Source organism: Paenibacillus taichungensis, from assembly GCF_050994985.1.
Classification (GTDB): domain Bacteria; phylum Bacillota; class Bacilli; order Paenibacillales; family Paenibacillaceae; genus Paenibacillus; species Paenibacillus taichungensis.
The window spans coordinates 3,832,612-3,849,395 of the sequence record NZ_CP194720.1; the positions used below are offsets into that span (position 1 = coordinate 3,832,612).

Annotated in this window: 17 protein-coding genes and 1 other RNA gene; 8 read left to right on the forward strand and 10 right to left on the reverse strand. The window is 45.5% G+C overall.

What is annotated here, in order from left to right; genetic code table 11:
* Positions 1-356 precede the first annotated feature (356 nt).
* Positions 357-1,976 carry a citramalate synthase gene (gene cimA / locus ACR1R9_RS16970; protein ID WP_433923131.1) on the forward strand — a complete coding sequence of 540 codons (1,620 nt, stop codon included), beginning with the start codon at positions 357-359 and terminating at the stop codon, positions 1,974-1,976.
* A gap of 93 nt (positions 1,977-2,069) precedes the next feature.
* Here the strand turns inward: cimA and ACR1R9_RS16975 are convergent, their stop codons facing one another.
* Positions 2,070-2,621, reverse strand: a complete 552-nt coding sequence (locus ACR1R9_RS16975; RefSeq protein WP_076292096.1) for a TlpA family protein disulfide reductase — start codon at positions 2,619-2,621, stop codon at positions 2,070-2,072.
* Positions 2,622-2,805: 184 nt separating this feature from the next.
* On the opposite strand from ACR1R9_RS16975, the gene ACR1R9_RS16980 reads away from it, so the two are divergent.
* Positions 2,806-3,294, forward strand: coding sequence for a Mov34/MPN/PAD-1 family protein (locus ACR1R9_RS16980; RefSeq protein WP_433923130.1), 489 nt, complete (start codon positions 2,806-2,808; stop codon positions 3,292-3,294).
* Here ACR1R9_RS16980 and ACR1R9_RS16985 read toward each other — a convergent pair.
* The 3 genes from ACR1R9_RS16985 to ACR1R9_RS16995 are packed head-to-tail and all read right to left on the reverse strand — an operon-like array spanning position 3,280 to position 6,542.
* A complete protein-coding gene (locus ACR1R9_RS16985) occupies positions 3,280-4,017 on the reverse strand; it encodes an exonuclease domain-containing protein (protein ID WP_076292031.1) in 738 nt (245 codons plus the stop codon). The two genes, ACR1R9_RS16980 and ACR1R9_RS16985, sit on opposite strands and share 15 nt — an antisense overlap.
* A complete protein-coding gene (locus ACR1R9_RS16990) occupies positions 4,014-5,108 on the reverse strand; it encodes a DUF294 nucleotidyltransferase-like domain-containing protein (protein ID WP_433923698.1) in 1,095 nt (364 codons plus the stop codon). Before ACR1R9_RS16990 ends, ACR1R9_RS16985 begins: the two co-directional genes overlap by 4 nt.
* A 33-nt stretch (positions 5,109-5,141) precedes the next feature.
* The gene (locus tag ACR1R9_RS16995; protein ID WP_433923129.1) at positions 5,142-6,542 is read right to left on the reverse strand and encodes an ammonium transporter; all 1,401 of its coding nucleotides are present in this window, start codon (positions 6,540-6,542) and stop codon (positions 5,142-5,144) included.
* A 354-nt stretch (positions 6,543-6,896) separates the two neighbouring features.
* On the opposite strand from ACR1R9_RS16995, the gene ACR1R9_RS17000 reads away from it, so the two are divergent.
* Entirely contained in the window at positions 6,897-7,325 is a 429-nt protein-coding gene (locus ACR1R9_RS17000) for a MerR family transcriptional regulator (RefSeq protein ID WP_076292098.1), read from the forward strand.
* Between the two features lie 29 nt (positions 7,326-7,354).
* A complete protein-coding gene (locus ACR1R9_RS17005) occupies positions 7,355-8,035 on the forward strand; it encodes a zinc metallopeptidase (protein WP_099853542.1) in 681 nt (226 codons plus the stop codon).
* A 35-nt stretch (positions 8,036-8,070) separates the two neighbouring features.
* Here the strand turns inward: ACR1R9_RS17005 and ACR1R9_RS17010 are convergent, their stop codons facing one another.
* Together ACR1R9_RS17010 and ACR1R9_RS17015 are read right to left on the reverse strand one after the other, a co-directional pair.
* Positions 8,071-8,982, reverse strand: a complete 912-nt coding sequence (locus ACR1R9_RS17010) for a LysR family transcriptional regulator (protein WP_024629242.1) — start codon at positions 8,980-8,982, stop codon at positions 8,071-8,073.
* A 70-nt stretch (positions 8,983-9,052) separates the two neighbouring features.
* Complete coding sequence (locus tag ACR1R9_RS17015; protein WP_076292034.1) at positions 9,053-9,679, reverse strand: rhomboid family intramembrane serine protease; 627 nt, start codon at positions 9,677-9,679, stop codon at positions 9,053-9,055.
* A 147-nt stretch (positions 9,680-9,826) separates the two neighbouring features.
* Between ACR1R9_RS17015 and tpx the strand changes: the two genes are divergently transcribed.
* Positions 9,827-10,345: a thiol peroxidase gene (gene tpx / locus ACR1R9_RS17020; protein ID WP_063564797.1), complete on the forward strand. Its 519-nt coding sequence runs from the start codon at positions 9,827-9,829 to the stop codon at positions 10,343-10,345.
* A gap of 73 nt (positions 10,346-10,418) precedes the next feature.
* On the opposite strand, the gene ACR1R9_RS17025 is transcribed toward tpx, so the two are convergent.
* The 4 genes from ACR1R9_RS17025 to ACR1R9_RS17040 all read right to left on the reverse strand — a co-directional run bounded on the left by ACR1R9_RS17025 (position 10,419) and on the right by ACR1R9_RS17040 (position 13,844).
* Positions 10,419-10,811, reverse strand: a complete 393-nt coding sequence (locus ACR1R9_RS17025; protein ID WP_024629239.1) for a DUF1499 domain-containing protein — start codon at positions 10,809-10,811, stop codon at positions 10,419-10,421.
* Between the two features lie 186 nt (positions 10,812-10,997).
* A non-coding RNA gene (gene ssrS / locus ACR1R9_RS17030) (6S RNA) lies at positions 10,998-11,189 on the reverse strand.
* Positions 11,190-11,240: 51 nt separating this feature from the next.
* Positions 11,241-12,077 carry a YesL family protein gene (locus ACR1R9_RS17035; RefSeq protein WP_076292036.1) on the reverse strand — a complete coding sequence of 279 codons (837 nt, stop codon included), beginning with the start codon at positions 12,075-12,077 and terminating at the stop codon, positions 11,241-11,243.
* Between the two features lie 183 nt (positions 12,078-12,260).
* Positions 12,261-13,844, reverse strand: coding sequence for a DEAD/DEAH box helicase (locus tag ACR1R9_RS17040; protein ID WP_076292037.1), 1,584 nt, complete (start codon positions 13,842-13,844; stop codon positions 12,261-12,263).
* Positions 13,845-14,156: 312 nt separating this feature from the next.
* Here ACR1R9_RS17040 and ACR1R9_RS17045 point away from each other — a divergent pair, with 312 nt between their 5' ends.
* From ACR1R9_RS17045 to ACR1R9_RS17055, 3 genes are all read left to right on the forward strand, one after another.
* On the forward strand, positions 14,157-14,969 hold the full coding sequence (locus ACR1R9_RS17045; RefSeq protein ID WP_375165310.1) for a YitT family protein: 813 nt from the start codon (positions 14,157-14,159) through the stop codon (positions 14,967-14,969).
* Positions 14,970-15,144: 175 nt separating this feature from the next.
* Positions 15,145-15,333 carry a hypothetical protein gene (locus ACR1R9_RS17050; protein WP_029880762.1) on the forward strand — a complete coding sequence of 63 codons (189 nt, stop codon included), beginning with the start codon at positions 15,145-15,147 and terminating at the stop codon, positions 15,331-15,333.
* A gap of 162 nt (positions 15,334-15,495) precedes the next feature.
* Positions 15,496-16,677, forward strand: coding sequence for a putative glycoside hydrolase (locus ACR1R9_RS17055; protein WP_433923128.1), 1,182 nt, complete (start codon positions 15,496-15,498; stop codon positions 16,675-16,677).
* Positions 16,678-16,784 lie beyond the last annotated feature (107 nt).

A 16,784-nucleotide genomic window follows, 5' to 3' on the forward strand; every position in this document is an offset into this window, starting at 1 on the left:
CACAAAATGCATTCTCTTCCCTCCATTTATAAAGACAAGATTTGAATCCATATTCAATCCTGGAATACTTGTATTTAGATGAAGCATAACATATTACAAGACTACGTTCACAGCTCACTTAACTCTACAATCCATCATTTGTTACACCAAATGGTGAATTCGATGTAGCATTTGGCGATAATGGTGCTATAATAATTAATTATACAAATTCACGATTTTAGGACAAATCTACACTTTGAATTTAATACAGTGTAGCGGTACAGAATCGAAGGATTCGTCACCAACATGCTCATATGTTTTTTAAACACACCATTAAACTTTCTAAAAAAAGCGCTTCATCTTAAAGGAGGATCTTCATGTCAAAGGCCATCTCCATCTTCGATACGACTTTACGTGACGGCACACAAGGGGAGGGAGTCAGCTTATCGGCAGATGACAAGCTCAAAATTGCCAAGAAGCTCGATGACCTGGGTGCTCATTATATTGAAGGCGGAATTCCAGGCAGCAACACCAAGGACATTGAGTTTTTCAAAAGAGTCAAGGAACTGAACCTGAGCGCGAAGGTTGTCGCCTTTGGTAGTACACGTCGTAAAGGCAGCATCGCAAGTGAAGACGCGAACTTGAAGCGCATGATTGAATCCGGTGCTCAGGCAGCGACTCTGGTAGGCAAGTCATGGGATTTCCACGTACACACTGCTTTGCAGACCACTTTGGAAGAAAATCTGTCCATGATCTACGACTCCATTGCCTATCTGAAACAAAACGGTATGGAAGTCATCTTCGATGCAGAGCATTTCTTCGATGGATTTAAACACAATCCGGAATATGCACAGGCTGTATTGACCAAAGCCCATGAAGCTGGAGCGGACTGGCTTGTAATGTGTGACACCAATGGTGGAACGATGCCTCATGAGGTGTACAAGATCGTATCCTCACTCGCTGGACGGCTTCCACAAGCCCATCTGGGCATTCATACACATAATGACTGTGAACTTGCTGTAGCCAACACCTTAAGCGCAGTACAAGCCGGTGCCAGACAGGTGCAAGGTACAATGAACGGGTATGGAGAGCGATGTGGCAATGCCAATCTGGCTTCGATTATCCCTAACCTGCAACTGAAGCTTGGATATGAGTGCGTTTCTGAGGATTCGATGAGACAGCTCACAAATGTTGCCCGTTATGTCAGTGAGATTGCCAACGTAAATATGCCAATCAACCAGCCTTATGTCGGAAATGCGGCTTTCGCTCACAAGGGCGGTATTCACGTCTCTGCCATACTGCGTGATTCGCGGACCTACGAACATATCGTTCCTGAGTTGGTTGGTAACAAACAGCGTGTGCTCGTCTCCGAACTGGCCGGACAAAGTAACATTGTGTCCAAAGCACAGGAACTGGGTCTTGAATTTGATCCAAGCAGTGCCAATTCACGTCAGATCATTGAGAAAATCAAAGATCTGGAACATCAGGGTTATCAGTTCGAAGGCGCTGATGCCTCTCTTGAATTGTTGATCCGTGAAGCCAACGGTGACATGAAAGAATTATTTACCTTTGAATCGTTCAAGATGCTTGTTGAAAAAGTGGCTGGCAAGTCAGTTGTTTCGGAAGCCTTTGTTAAACTTAACGTAGGTGGAACAAGTGCGTATACCGCAGCTGAAGGCAACGGTCCGGTCAACGCACTGGATAACGCACTTCGGAAAGCACTTGTGCAGTACTTCCCTTCCCTTGCCAACATGCATCTGTCCGACTATAAAGTACGTGTTCTGGATGAAAAAGATGCTACTGCCGCGAAGGTTCGTGTATTAATTGAATCCAAAAACACAGAAAACACCTGGAATACGGTCGGTGTATCCGAGAACGTGATTGAAGCGAGTTGGGAAGCTCTCGTACACAGTTTCCGTTATGCCCTTCTTCAAGAAAAATTGCAGGACGAGCCTGATGTAGTCAACATTCCAGCTCACGGTCTAAGCAACCATTAATGCATATTTCCCGGAAAATAAAAGAAGCGCCTGTTTTCAAAAACATTGGAAGACAGGCGCTTTTGCTTCTCGCTCGGCTAGCTTCTTGCTTAGTTAATCGGCAATTAACTCCTTGATTTTTCGCTCCAGCTCTTTCTCAGGCAAAATCCCCAAGATAATTTCCTGAACGACTCCTCGGGAATCAATCAGTACATTCGTTGGAAAAGCTAAACCGTTATATTTGGCATATGCTGTTCCGTCTTCATCAAGCAGAATAGGGAACGTCAGTTTGTATTCATCTACAAAAGCTTTGGCATCTCTGATTTTGTCGTACGTGGTTACATTCACACCGTAGAGATCCAGTTTATCCTTGTATTTTGCTGCCAATGTATTGAGCGCAGGAGCTTCTTGCTTGCACGGTTCACACCATGATGCCCAGAAACTGACGAAGATGGCCTTTTCCTTGGCTCCGCCTACAGAATAGGTTTTCCCATCCATGGCTTGCAAAGAGAACGCTGGTGCCAGTAAACCCGCTTTCGGTCCCGTCTCCGTGGGCATCGGCTCCTCCTGCTTAAACACAGCTGCGATTCCATTGTCTGCATTTTGAGCCAAAGCAATGCCCACCAGCAATACAACACCCAGCAGTATGTATATATTTCGTTTCATGACCAGCCACCCTTTTGTATAATCAAACATATCGAGATTTACGCTTTTATAACATGTGAGATATTTCAAGCTCTCTCTCATATTGTACCCTTTTCCTTTAAAATTTTACAATCCGAGTCACACAAAATAAAATAAAAAAGGACTCCTGCCGAAGCAGGAGCCAAAGAGAGAGGGGTGAATACAAATGGCAGCACTTCACGGGCAGCAAAACACCTTCTACATCCCTTCCTTCGTAGAGCAGGAGATGTCTAAGTACATGTTTGCTTCGCTGCCGCTGGAAGCCTGCGGGGTTGTGCTGGGTGAAGCCGCAGCGGGCGGCATACGAATCAGTCGGTTTCAGCCCATTCGTAACGTAGCGCCTGACCCGCTGCACCATTTCGCATTGGAAGATGCAGAATGGATCCGATGTGTGTTCAATGAGCCGCAACTTATCGGGCTCTTTCACTCCCACCCTCGAACCACTCCCATACCTTCCAATGAGGATCTGCGCAACCTACCGATTTTCGCTGGACTACTCCAGGTCTATTTTATAGGCTCACCAGACCTTACAGCTGACACACAATCAAAGATGCTTCTAAATGGTTATCAAATTCATTCAAATGTTGATTCGAGCATTGTAACGAGCCTCGGCCAACCATACAGCTTACAGCCCACCCCACTATGCGTGACTTAACTGGGTGTACAGATCACCCAATGTTTCTACATTTTTGCGAGACATATCCTCCAGATAACAGGACCATAGCTGTGCAGTCATTTTAGCGTCCTCCAAAGCGTGGTGGCGCCCATAGATGGGAATGCCTTTGGATTCCAGCAATTCATCCAGTCCATAACCAGGCCTACTCGGCTCAAGCCAACGTGCCAGCATCATCGTATCGATGAGCCGGTGCGTTAACCTTACTTTGGATGTCCGCCACAAGGCCGCATTCAGAAAAGCCCGATCATGCGCGCTTGCATGAGCAACCAGTACACTTCCACCAACAAAAGACATGAAGTCATGCAAGCCTTCCAGCAGCGACGGAGCATCCATCGTCATTTGCTGTGTAATTCCTGTCAGTTCCGTAATGTGTTCCGGAACGGAGACTTTGGACTGAACCAAGGTATAGAACTGCTCATTATCCAGCATCACACCACCATTAATTCGCACCGCCCCAAAGGAAAGGATCTCATCCCCGTGCTGGGGAGAGAAGCCCGTCGTTTCCAGATCAAATACGACAGCATTCAATTCATTCAAGGGCGTGTGCAGCACCTCGGGTCTGCGCTGTTCTCTCATCATCGAACGGATAAACGCCATATGTTGCGCCGTAGGGGCTCCCATTATGGAAGCGATGGCGGAAGGAACCCCTCCCTGGCGCAGCGAATTCCAGAATCCAGTATTGCCCCTTGCCGGCTCTCTCATGGACGTCTCCTTTCTGCAAAACGAAGTTGTCTTTGCAGCGCACGATGTACTCGCCGCACCAACCCTAACGTATCCCTTAGTTCATAAAGCATTTGTTTTTCCTTCAACTGTTTCTCATTCAGAAAACCACCGCTATGCTGCAACCCTTGTTTCATCACAATGGGTGTACTGCGGCGCAGCTTCAAAGCCGTCATAAATGCACGCTGAGCTGCATCCAGCAAAGTAAGCGGAACTGCTTCAAGTGACACCAACCTCTGAATTCTCTTCAGCGTGGACGTTTCTTTGATACCATGCTGTAAAGCCAGAAAACGCGCACTGTTCACCAGAGGAATATACAAGCCGTATTTCACATCAAATCCACCTGCATGTTCACCGAATCGTTCCGTTACGACCCTTCCAAGAATGTTCAGTGTCGCCTTGTGTTTAACGGTATTGCGCAACACAGCATCGGAAAGATCAGGAAGCGATCTGAACCCTTCATAAAATGCAGAAATCCATTCCTCCGCGAGTTCTGGCTCACCTGCAACAAAGCGCATGTCTGAAGCGATAATTAGATTGCGAACCGGCTCCCATGACAGGTCCGATCCCCATGTTTTCAGTTGTTCCTTCCAGGATTCCAGCGTTTTCCTCCATAAAGGCTCTGAACACATCACTTTGCCTTCACATTTGGCGTAACCAAGTGCCTCCAACATATCGGTCATTCGAAGTCCGAGTTCAGCGAAATATGCCTCTTTCCCCTCATGAGGGAAATCGCTGATAATCATGCCATTATCCTGATCACTCCATAACGTCGCTTCTTGCCTGCCGGAACTGCCAAAAACGATAAAGGCATAGGGGACGGGAGGTCGGCCTAAGCCTTCCTCTACCATCCCCTGGATGCATAACTCTACTGCTCGCCGAGCAACCCGGTCATGCAGTTCATTTACCGTCTGGTACCATTCAATCGGCGACAAGGAAGCGGACAACAGTTCCTGGAGCTCATTCTGCAATATCACACGTGCCTGGCGCAGTTCTTGAGAAGATGCCGCACCATCTATTCCCTGATAGGACCAGGATTGATTTATATACGGGATGAGTTCCATCATGTCCAGCCTCCTTGAAGCATGATTCAGCAATCATTCCTCTTAGGAGCTGAACGTACCGCCATTGGATTTAGTTTCTACATTTTTCATTTGTTCAGGGTACCCGTAAGTACCATGCTCACTTAAATCCAGACCCATTGTTTCTTCTTCTTCCGTTACACGGATACCCATGACAGCTTTCATACCACCAAGAATAATGAAGGACATGATCAGTACGAAGGCAAATGCGCCTGCCAGACCCAGAAGCTGAACGCCCAGTTGGTGGAAACCGCCACCGTAGAACAATCCCGCTTGACCTACACCTGCATTCTCAGCAAGTTCTGGTGTTGCGAACAGACCTGTGGAGATCGCTCCCCACATACCGGCAATACCATGTACAGAGAAAGCATAGATTGGATCGTCAATTCCTTTACGTTCAAAGAATTGAGCAGTGAAGAATGTGATAATACCTGCCAGAGCACCAATAACCAACGCTGCCCATGGTTCTACGAAAGCACAAGCACCTGTGATGGCAACGAGTGCCGCAAGCACGCCGTTCAGCATGCTCGGAATATCGGATTTACCCAATACAGCCCATGAGATCAACAGTGCCGCAACGCCACCAGCAGCCGCAGCTACGTTTGTAGTCAATGCTACATAACCGAAGAATCCATCACCCATGGCAGATAATGTACTACCTGGGTTGAAACCGAACCAACCGATCCATAGGATAATTACACCAAGTACGGAGTATACTTGGTTATGACCTGGAATGATGTTAGGTTTACCATCTTTGTTATATTTGCCGATACGTGGCTTCAACAAGATAGTAGCTACCAGTGCAGCAGTTGCACCCGTCAAGTGGACAACCGTCGAACCTGCAAAGTCTTGCATACCAAGCTCAGCCAACCAGCCGCCGCCCCATACCCAGTGAGCAACAACCGGATACATGATAATGGTATACAACGTACCGAAAACGATATATACACTCATCTTTGCACGTTCAGCCATACCACCGCAGGCGATGGCCAGGGATACTGCCGCAAAGGCAAGGTGGAATACAAACTTAATTGTTAGCGGAACATCAGAGAAGGCCAATGATTCGAAAGAAGCCGCCATTCCGTCCCCACTCAGGAAAAATCCAGTTGTTCCGAAGAAACTGTTACCATTACCGAAACCAAGACCGAAGCCTAGAGCCCAGAAGGCAATAACCGATATTCCCAATGTTAGGATTGTTTTACCCGCAATGTGCCCTGCGTTTTTCATTCGACTCGAACCCGCTTCAAGTAAAGCAAATCCCCCTTGCATCAGGAAAACCAGCACAACAGCCAGAAACGTAAAGGCTGAGTTCAGACCGCTTTGAAGCTCGATGTTAGTCGGCCCCTCCGCAGCTGCAAATGCGCTGACCGGGAAAGCCAATAAAGTAAGCATTATTAACACCGAAACCAACCATTTCTTTCTCATATACCCCACTCCCTCTTATGTTAAGTTTCTTCACATATCGTGAAACTCTTAATGCCATTATAAGCAGAAGACAGGAAAGTTGACAAGAGTATTTTCATCAAAAATGAAAAATATTTCTGGGAATAAAGTCTTACGTCTTTTTCTTGCACTTAAGTACATATTCATGTCCTATGAGTACATAGATATAGAAACGCAGCCTGACTGCCGCCAAAGCGTAACGTTTGACTGTATGGTTAAAGATCATGTATCATAACTATTAGTAAGAAAAAAATTGGGCGGGTTATGCAAAGCCGCAACTGGAATCTACAATTCCCTACATTTGAACTTGCAAGCGAGGTGAATATCATTGGGGATATGAAATTGTTTCGGATTGGCGAACTTGCCAAAACCGCAGGTGTGAGCGAACGGACGATTGATTATTACACAAAGCTCGGTCTCATTGCTCCAGAAGAGCGCACAGAAAAAAACTATCGTCTTTATAGTAATGAAACTTTAACCAGGCTCGAACGTATTGTACACATGAAACAAGAGAAGTATAGTCTCGACGAGATTAAACAATCTCTTGAGAAGTGGAGTATGGTGAGCACGGAAGAACAGGTTGCCAGCAAACTGACAACATTGGAACTCCATGTGCAACAGCTTGAGCGAGAGGTAAATGAGCTTAAACCGCTGCTAGGCGAGATGAAACCTGTACAAGCACGTAAGATGATGGCCGGACTGCTCGCCAAAAGTGCTGGTACGATGGAAGCTTTAAAAATCTTGCTTGAGAACACCATGATGTAACTTAATATTTAGAAAGCGGAGGAATGAATATGAGTTTTAATAACGGTATGTTCGTTTTGATCATTATCGCCTTTGTGCTCTCCTTGTGGGCGCAATTCCGCGTTAAGAGCACATTCAATCGTTGGTCTGATGTTAAAAACCTGAATGGAATGACCGGTTACGATGCTGCTCGTCATATGCTGGACTCTAACGGCCTACACGACGTTCCTATTGAACCGGTGCGTGGAGCACTCTCCGATCACTACGATCCAATCAATCGTGTCGTGAGGTTGTCTGAGCCTGTATATTATGAAAACTCAATCTCGGCTGTCTCCGTTGCGTGCCATGAAGTTGGCCATGCGATCCAGCATAAGGAAAGTTATCCGATGTTGGCACTACGTCACCGGATTTTCCCGATCGTCAACTTTGCATCCGGACTCGCACCCTTCTTGCTCATTGCCGGATTCATCTTTAATGCAATGAACCTAGTCGGAATTGGTATTATTTTCTTCTCCGTAACCGTTGCGTTCCAACTCATTACGTTGCCGGTCGAGTTCAATGCTAGTAATCGTGCAAGAGAGATTATGGTATCGGAAGGTTATATCCGGAACGAAGAAGAAAGAGGCGTCGCCAAAGTACTGAATGCCGCAGCATTAACTTACGTCGCTGCAGCCTTAATCTCATTACTGGAACTGGTTCGTTACATTGGAATTTTCAATAGCCGTGACTAATTGAATACACAAACAAAAACAACAATACCCCACCGTTAATCGGATGGGGTATTGTTTTGCTGTAAACCGAAATAATTAAGCAAGAATGAACGAAATGACTGCGCAACAAGTGGAAGCTTGTCATCCGCGCGATGGATCAACCCAATCGTACGTGTCACTTTTGGATGAGAAATGGCTACATGCGCCGGTTGCAGCGGGTTCGTCTGGAAAAGGGCCATTTCCGGCAGCAAACTCACACCCATGCCGGCGGCAACCAGCCCACGAATGGTATCCGTCTCTTCACCCTCAAAAGCAATCTTGGGGGTAAACCCAGCTTCGAGACACGCGTGCCAAACAATCGGACGTAGAGAATACCCTTTGCTGAATAATACAAACTTATCATCTTTAAGTTGCTCTAACGCAATGCTCTCTTCACCGGCCAACGGATGATTGGGTGGAAGGATTGCATGCAGCTCTTCCGTAAGCACAATGTCTCCATCTACCTGGTCATGTTTTTCCGGAAATGGAGATATGAAGGCCAAGTCCACTTCAGCCGATAACACATCGCGAATGAGCGTTGGGAACATGCCTTGCTTGAATCTGAATTTGACGTTAGGATAACGCTGACGGAACGCTGCTACAACCGAAGGAATCAAGTGAATACCGAGACTGTGAGGAAAACCGATACGAATTTCACCATGCTCTGGGTCGAGAAACTCATGAACCTCACCGACCGCTTTGTCCAGATCTTTCAATATGCCTTCAACCCGTTTGCAAAAGAGCTGCCCGACTGCGGTCAACTGCAGATTTCGCCCTTTTTGCATAAAGAGGTCTACTCCCAGTTCTTCCTCCAGCTGATGAATCTGACGACTCACCGCAGACTGCGCTACGTGCAATTCCTCCGCCGCCTGCGTAACATGCTCCTTCTGTGCCACTTTCAAAAAGTAATGCAACTGTCTTAATTCCACTGCCACTGATCTCTCCAATCTACTATACCCTACTTATCCTTGATTGCATTCCGTCTTCAGACCAATCCGACTACTGCTTAAAGCTGCGGGGTTTCCACAAGCGGATGAGCAGTCCATAAATGAAGAATCCACCTAACAACCCACCCAAATGCGCCATCCAGTTAATGCCTGTCATGGCAAAGGAAAAAATAATTCCGAATACAAGCAGTGTATACAACGTTTTACGTGAGGTTTCGTCCATCATTGTTCGCTGGAACAAGGCAACATACAGAAATGCACCATAGATTGCATAGATTGCTCCTGAAGCACCTACTGAGATTGTCGTCGCCCCAACCGAGTTATACCACGCAACAGCCAGAATGTTGCCCAAAATGCCTCCACCCAAGTACAACACACCATATCTTACTGAACCAAGCAAGCGTTCCATTGGTGGTGCAAATACGATGAGAGCAAAACTGTTAAACAACAAATGGCTGAAACCAGCATGCAAGAACATCGACGTAATATAACGCCACCATTCTGCTGCAAACAACTCATGGTTAACAAGCGCTCCAAACTTAAGCAGCGTCATACTGTTTGTGGAACCACCGTTCAAACTCAACACAATAAACATAACAACATTGGCAATTAAAAGAATCGACGTCAAAGGGAAAAATTTCAAATAACTTTTCCAGTTCTCATACCTTATAAATATCATAAGTTTCTGCTTTCACTCCACCCTGTTCAGATCAGCCTTCAAGTATGGCCCATTTTAATGATCCTCGTCCGAATTGGACAATGCCTTTCATAAAAGATTATAATGGATTTTGGCACGGATCACCAACTTATAAGGAGGAACATTATTATGGCACAAGAACGTACAGGCGCAGCCACCTTTAAAGGCAACCCTATTACATTGATCGGACCCGAGTTGAAAGTGGGCGATCAAGCACCCGATTTTACACTGAGTAAAAACCTGGTTGAAGATGCATCCCTGAAAGACTTCGCAGGTAAAATCAAATTAATCAGCGTTGTTCCTTCACTGGATACTGGCGTATGCGATGCCCAAACTCGTCGCTTCAATGTTGAAGCAGGAGATCTTGGAGACAATGTTGTCGTATTGACAGTAAGCGTTGACCTTCCATTTGCACAAGCACGCTGGTGTGGAGCAGCCGGAGTTGACCGCGTCGTAACACTTTCCGATTACAAAACACGTTCATTCGGTGAAGACTACGGTGTTCTGATCAAAGAATTCCAATTGGACATGCGCTCCATCTTCGTGTTGGATGCTGAAGACCGAATTACATATGTGGAATATCTGCCTGAAATGACAGACTCCCCTAACTTCGAGCAAGCGATTTCCGCTGTAAAAGCCTTGCTGTAAAAGGTAGTTCACGTTCAGAACAAAAGCGAGGAAGGTTAACCTTCTCTCGCTTTTTGTTATTCAACCATCTATTTCAATCATTTGACTTATACTTACTCAGCTTCTTATCCAATACGGAGAACAAGTTCATGATCGTGCGATAATTAGAACCCAGATCTCCAAGTGAACCACGTGAAGCCGAATACATATCGACCGCACTACGAACAGGACTTACCGATATAATGGAAACTGTAATATCCATCGTCCGTCCAAAGGTAGTCCGCTTCTCCAGTATGACCTCTCCCACAGAAGGCACTTCATGCAGCACTTTATAACCCGGAATTTTTTTGAGTGTCGAAGAAACCTCTTCCCAGGCTCTGTCTTTGGATAAGTTATAATACCGTGTTTTTAATTTGGGATCCTTGGCTCGATCGCTGGTTCCCTCCATGCTGCGGATGATACCGACGAGCGTTCTCTTTAAGGTCAAGACCCTTCCTCCTTTGAATGTAACCGTTCCATTTATGTATACTAGTGTAACATTGTTCATGTAGTAACAAAAGGGCAAGCGACACTTTTAACAAAATACAGCCAATTCAACAAAATAAGCTCAAATAAAAAGCACCCTGAAATTCCTGGATTAGAGGAAAGAGTCAGGGTGCTGTACATGATAAAATAGGAACCCGCCTATGCCGTCCGGCTACATTGTCTTATGAACCTGCTTGGCAGGTGGGTGGCCGCAAAAATGTTTTTTGAAGTCCCCATGTCATATAGACAGGGCGTTTCAGCAACATTCTGTATTGATCTCCCGAAGACATCATCATTGGTTCAAAACAACGAATAACCGAAACGTACATCGCAGGATGTACAATTATTATATCCCTAACTGTGTAAAAAGTAAATGGTGACAGCTCATGTTTTATTTTTGGATATTATCTTGTTTTTCGTCAGATGACTTAAGCTCAGATGGTTCAGCCGTCTCTATCGTCTCAACTGACTCCCCTGCCTGTTCAGCGGCTTGTGCAGCTTCCTCTTCTTCTTTCTTTAGTTGCATCTTCTCCATCTGCTCCTGCATCTTATTAAACGTAGCGTAGAAGTTGAAGAAAGCAAACCAAGCAACAATACTAATAATGAAGAAGATGAACAAGACCGGATAACGAAAACCGATATAGAACAACAATCCACTTCCCAGCAACGTGGAAAATACACGGAATGGTCTGATCAGCGTCAATAGAACTGCATTTTTGATAATCATTCCGATGGACATGTGGTAATGCACAACCATCGAGAAGAAGTTAAAGAGAGAAACAAACAGCAGCAGCAGCAGTACGAGCATAATAATTCCGACCAGCTGCATATTCTTGAATTGTGTCATGTATACTGTGTAATCCAGATACATGATGGCAAACAGCAAGGTATAGAAGACGCCTCCGATTAAACTCTGTTTGTAGTTCTCTTTGTAACCTACAAAGAAAGTACGGAAGATCGGCACATCCGTATCACCCATATTCCATTTACGAACAACCGTAAACAGCGCCGACGTCGCCGGGAATAGTGTAAGCGGTGCCACAATGGCTATAGCCCAGTTCATTTGTAGTGATTCGTTAGCCAGGTTCTGCTGCATCACGAGCAGTTTCATAAACAAGAAAAACAAGAACGGAGACGAACAAATAGCCCACAACAAATTGGTTGCGGCCAGTCTCGTAATCCACTCTGTAAGTCGGTAGATCCCACCCATAGCTCCTTTAAATTCCAAACAATTCTCCTCCTCCGCAGCCTTGCGTCTAGCCTTAATTCTAATAATATTAATATACCTTATTATAGATAGGAAAAGCCAGCCCTTCCCGAAAAGAGATCAACAGCATAGTGGTTTCGCATAATCTGCACATAAAAAAATGGAGCAGTCGCCCTGCTCCATTTTCCAGTTCACACTTGTATATTATTCGAAAGAAGAATCTTTGGCAGGACGACGTCCTTCGTTGTTGCTTGGACGTGGTTTGCGGTCACGGTTGTAACCACCTTCTCTGCTTCCACTTCCGCTTCCACTGCTGTTACGATCGCGGTTGTATCCGCCACGTCCGCCGCCACTGCTGTTGCGATCACGGTTGTAACCACCGCCACCACTGCTGCTGCGGTTGCCGCTGTAACCAGATGGTTTACGTCCGCCTGAGCGAACATCCGGTTTACGACGTTTTGCACGGATCGGATCTTCAGGAGTCAGATCAACTTGAGCATCTTTTTTGTCACCTGTCAGGAGCTTCAGCGCAGCTGACAACAGTTGAACAGAATCATATTGCTCAAGCATTTGAATCGCGATACCTTTGTATTCGTTCAGTTCGCCAGATTGTACGATTTCGAGCAAACGCTCAGCTGTCAAACGTTGTTTTCCTTCTACAGCCTCAGCCATTGTTGGCAGTGGTTTGCGCGGAATACGGTGACGTGTTACACGCTCAATGAAGTGCAGGTGGTCGATTTCACGCGGAGTTACGAAAGACCATGCAGCACCCTCTTTACCCGCACGACCTGTACGGCCGATACGGTGAACATAGCTCTCCGGATCTTGTGGAAGGTCAAAGTTAACAACGTGAGTTACGCCGGATACGTCGAGTCCACGTGCAGCTACGTCTGTTGCAACGAGTACATCAATGCTGCCGTCACGGAACTTACGCATTACTGTATCACGTTGGTTTTGCGACAAGTCACCATGAAGACCGTCAGCAGAGTATCCACGTTTTTGCAGAGCTTCAGCCAATTCGTCAACACGACGTTTAGTACGTCCGAATACGATCGCCAGTTCGGGAGATTCCATATCCAACAAACGGCTGAGTGCTTCGAATTTTTGACGCTCAGGCACTTCGATGTAAGCTTGGTCAATCAAAGGCGCGCTTACTTGTTTAGGGATTACGGAAACGTGCTCAGGGTTGTTCAAGAATTGTTGAGCCAATTTTTGAATGTTAGGAGGCATTGTTGCTGAGAACAGCATCGTTTGACGCTCGTCTGGAACTTGTTTCAGGATGGATTGAATATCCTCCATGAAACCCATGTCGAGCATTTCATCTGCTTCATCCAATACAACAGTTTGTACATCATCAAGTTTGATTGTTTTGCGGTTGATATGGTCCAAGAGACGTCCTGGTGTACCAATGATGATCTGTGGTTTTCTTTTCAGTGCACGGATTTGACGAACGATATCTTGTCCTCCGTAAATTGGCAGGGAGCGCAAACCTTTGAAGCGGGTGAGTTTTTCGATTTCTTCGGCAACTTGGATCGCGAGTTCACGTGTAGGTGCCATAATGAGGGCGCGGATTTTTTCATCACTTTTGGAGATTTTGCTGATCAATGGAATACCAAATGCAGCGGTTTTACCAGTACCCGTTTGAGCTTGACCGATCAAGTCTCTGCCTTCAAGAGCAAGAGGGATTGATTTGGATTGAATCGGAGTTGCCTCTTCAAAACCAAGTTCGGTGATCGCTTGCAGCACCAGTGGTTCAAGATTGAAATCTGTGAAATTTAAATTTGTCAAAATTATTCATACTCCTTCTATATGGTGGACATGGTGGACAATCCACTTTGTTGTCTGTATTCTTAAGTAGCGTTAATATTTATAGGTTATCCCATCAAGTCGAATTATTTTCACAAACGAACATAATTCGTGAATGGGTCCCCAACATAAGACTAAAACTACATACATGCGTTTGAAACATTTCAAATTTTATAGTTCCATTTGGAAAAAGTTTCCTACTCAAGAATATCCACAAATCATTATATCACAAAACAATTCAAGATTACCAGCAATCTGGTTTTAAATATAAATGAGGTGATTAAATTGCCCAAAATGGTTTGGCACTTTTTAGTGATCGTATTGGGTGCTGCAGCTATTGCCTGCGGCTTCAACTGGTTTTTGGTTCCCCATCAGCTTCTTAGCGGCGGAGTATCCGGTATTTCCATGCTTCTCGGCTATTTTACGAATTTGAATCTTAGTATAATGTATTTTGTTCTAAACATTCCTCTGCTGGTTGCAGGTTGGTTTATTCTTGGACGACGTTTCATTACATTAAGTATTGTTTCGGTAGCAGCCACTTCATGGTTCATCGGGCTTCTGCCTGTTTTTGCTGTGGCAACAGACCCCCTTCTGAGCTGTGTTTTTGGCGGCGTGTTAGTGGGATTGGGTACCGGAGTTTCCTTCCGAGTCGGCGGCTCGACGGGCGGGCTCGACATTGTTGGTTCCATTTTCACCCGTAATCGTGATTTCCCGATTGGTACGGTAATGGCTGGCATGAACGGAGCCATTATTATGCTCGCAGGCTATCTGAATGATGACTGGAACATCGCGCTTGCCTCCATGGTATCGATCTATATCACAGGCAAAGTGCTGGATTTGATTCACATCAGCCATGTCAAAGTCACATTGTACATCATTACCAATGAAACCGAAGCGATGTTGAAAAAATTGCTTGTTCGCCCTCGTGGGGTCACCAAAATCAAAACCCAGGGAGCATATACAGACATCGAAAAGGACATGTTAATGACAGTAACTACTCGCTACGAACTCGTTGAAATCAAACGAATTATCAAGGAAACGGATCCGAACGCCTTTGTTAATATTGTGGAAACGGTTGGAGTTATGGGCTCTTTCCGCCGAAGTTGAGACAGATGTACGGTTAACAATTCTAAACATTGTGGTATAATAACGGTGTACGGCTCCTAAATATGTTGTATAGCAGGATGTGCCCTTCAATTTCACAGAACCATGTGCTTTTCCGATTCGCGCCGAATGACTTACCATTTTGGAATTCGAGTAGGAAAGGGTGATTATTGTGGATATGGAAACGGTAAAACTGTTTGAAATCGTCAACAGATGGTGCCCGGAAATGCTCCCTTTCTTAAAACCGAATGAGCTCGACTCACTGATTGTTCTCCGGGATGGGCTGGGCATCTTGGAACAGGGAGACGCAATGGAAATCATTCAGTACAGTATTTGTGAGCATCAAAATGAGATTTACATTCAATAATTTTTTTTAGATTGATCACGCCGCTTCTTGTGGGGGTTACCCCTCAACAGGAAGCGGTTTTCATTTTCCCCATGTGTTTCATCACTTGAATAATATGGTTAAAAGCCCAGAGGCTTTAATGTATAATTCAAACATGGAATGCACATAGGGGAGTGGAAATGAATGAACATGTTTTGGGCTTTACTGGCTATGGCCTGGGGAACTATCAGTGGTGCACCCGCTACAGCCGATCAAGGGAATCAACCTTTTCAATCTTTAACAAACAGCTTCAATACCGCCATTATTCAATCTCAAAAAGATCAAGTCGTTATTGATGCGGATAACCCACCTGCCAAAATTGACCCTCAACCCGATGCCCCCGTTGTCAAAGGCATCTATGTGACGGCTTACAGCGCCGGTGGTGCACGCATGACATCATTACTCGATCTGATGGATAACACAGAGCTCAATTCCATGGTCATTGATATCAAGGACGATCTCGGATACATAACCTACCCTACGGAGAACAAGACATTACAGGAAATGGGCAAATCTCAGCCTTTTATCCGTGATATGGATGCCTTGATGAAACGCCTGCAAAAACATGATGTTTACCCGATCGCACGAGTGGTTGTATTCAAGGATACGATTCTCGCCAAAAAAAATCCGGAGCTCTCTTTCCGCAACAAGGACGGTTCTGTATGGGCCAATGGCAAAGGCGACAGCTTCGTGAATCCCTACAGTAAGGAAGTATGGGATTACAACATAGAGATCGCCAAAGAAGCTGCTAAATTGGGATTTAAGGAAATTCAGTTCGACTATGTTCGCTTTCCGGAAGGTTTTGAAACGCGTGCAGACGCATTGAAATACACCAAGTCCGACAAGTCCCGGGTCGACATTGTAGCCGAATTCGTGCAGTATGCACGCAAAGAGCTCGCACCGCTGGGTGTCCGAGTCTCGGTAGATATATTCGGTTACGCAGCCTCAGTACCAGCAGCCGAGGGTATTGGACAGGATTTTGTGAAGATATCTGAAAACGTGGATGTCATTTCGCCGATGGTTTACCCGAGTCACTACTCCACCGGCTGGTACGGTGTGAAGGACCCTGACAAAGATCCCTATACGACCATCAAAGGCTCCATGAAAGATACACATAAGAAACTCGATCCAACCAAGGAGCTGAAACCCGTTATCCGCCCATGGATTCAGGACTTTACAGCAAGCTGGTTAGGCAGCGGACATTACATCAAATACGGCAAAAAACAGGTAGAAGACCAAATTCGTGCGATGAAAGACATGGATGTGGATGAGTACCTGCTCTGGAATGCTTCCAATCGATATACACCAGATGTAAACTATAAATAATGCACTCTTATTTTTGTCCACTATACTCCAATAACCTCGTTCCGTATTCTCTGGAGCGAGGTTTTTTACTATGATCTCAACCTTACCTTCCGCACAACCATATTCCC